The sequence below is a fragment of the Coxiella-like endosymbiont genome, assembly GCF_002871095.1.
Lineage (GTDB): Bacteria > Pseudomonadota > Gammaproteobacteria > Coxiellales > Coxiellaceae > Coxiella.
Genome location: NZ_NSHJ01000030.1, coordinates 1 through 1,590 on the forward strand (window position 1 = coordinate 1; position 1,590 = coordinate 1,590).

Below are 1,590 nucleotides of genomic sequence, written 5' to 3' on the forward strand. Positions count from 1 at the left end.
TGAATGAAGAGCGGATATCGCATTGCTCGACCCCCACAATCCTAAACCGACTTGCTGCATTAGGGGTAAATCAGGTAAGTCATAATCAATATAAGCCACTTTTTGCTTTTAGTTGTAATTGAGCAAGTAATTTTTTATAAGGAATGCAGTTGTCGCGTTCACTATCTATATAGATAGATATGTTAAATATCTAATTCTTTTGCTTGTTGAAAGACAGGTTAATTTGCTCAACTGCTTATAATCGCCGCTTCAACCCTTGCTTTTTAACAAGATTTTGATTCCAAGTACATTCTGAATATGAAAAACTTTTAAGATCTTTTTATTAGTCTTATATCAGAGGTGGTTATCCGTGAGCACTCCATCCAGATCAAGGATTACGAGCTTGATGTACCGAAATTAATCGACTTGATACATACAGTTTTCTATATACCCTAAATAATACCCGCGTGTAAAAGATCATGCATATGGATGACTCCTAAAAGGTAACACTCTTCATCGGTAACGAGTAGTGAAGTGATTTTGTTTTCATGCATAATTTTGAGTGCTTCGGCCGCTAAAAGGTTCGGACGAATAGTAATTCCATTTTTGGACATCACTTCTTTGATTGGTGTTCGGTGAATATCGTAACCTTTATCTAATGTTCGACGTAGATCACCATCTGTAAAAACTCCTACTAAATGACCATTGTCTTCAATAACAGCTGTCATTCCTAAGCTTTTTTTAGTAATTTCCACTAAAACCTCATCTAACATATAATCCGGTTTTACTATCGGCATATGATTTTTAGTATGCATAAGGTCATCAATGTGTAGCAAAAGACGTTTTCCTAAGGATCCCCCTGGATGTACCCTGGCGAAATCTTCTGTTGTGAAACCTCGAGCTTCAAGAAGTGTAATTGCTAAAGCATCTCCCATAACCAAAGTCGCTGTAGTACTAGAGGTAGGTGCTAGTCCAAGTGGGCAGGCTTCTTTGTGAACACTGATATCGATAATCACATCAGCGGTACGGGCTAAACTGGATTGAAGTTTTCCTGTGAAAATGAGAAGGGGGATTGCTAATCTTTTAATTGTAGGAAGAATATTAATAATTTCAAGAGTCTCGCCTGAATAAGAAATCACAAGCGCGACATCTTCTTTAGTAATCATACCAACATCGCCATGGCTGGCTTCTCCAGGGTGAACATAAAATGAAGGGGTTCCTGTACTAGCAAAGGTGGCGGAAATTTTTCGAGCAATGTGCCCAGATTTACCCATTCCTAAGACAACCACCCGTCCTTTGCAAGCTAGGAGGGTTTTACATGCTATAGAAAAGTCTTTGTTAATGCGCTCTTGTAATAATTGGATTGCTTGTAATTCTGTAGCAATGACGGCTTTTCCAAGGGTGTAAAATTTCTCACTGTCGTCCATAAAAAACAATAAATGACTCTATAAGTTTAAGTATTATAGGAAAAGTTTTAGATATTATAAGAAAAGTTATAACATGAGTCACGGTGTTTATGGATGTTGTAATTGTACGCAACTTAACTTTTTCTAGAAAAACATAATCTCGTCTTGAATAAAATTAATTTTGAAATTGCTCACGGAACAGAAC

At 37.0% G+C, this 1,590-nt stretch carries 1 protein-coding gene; it reads right to left on the minus strand.

Annotated elements, in window-relative coordinates; all coding sequences use genetic code 11:
• Positions 1-431: 431 nt before the first annotated feature.
• Positions 432-1,406, minus strand: a complete 975-nt coding sequence (locus tag CLERM_RS00315) for a KpsF/GutQ family sugar-phosphate isomerase (RefSeq protein ID WP_102156640.1) — start codon at positions 1,404-1,406, stop codon at positions 432-434.
• Positions 1,407-1,590: the final 184 nt, after the last annotated feature.

Bases quoted from the DNA above. Each gene is read 5' to 3' on its own strand.
- CLERM_RS00315 (WP_102156640.1), bottom strand. From the start codon at position 1,406: ATGGACGACAGTGAGAAATTTTACACCCTTGGAAAAGCCGTCATTGCT.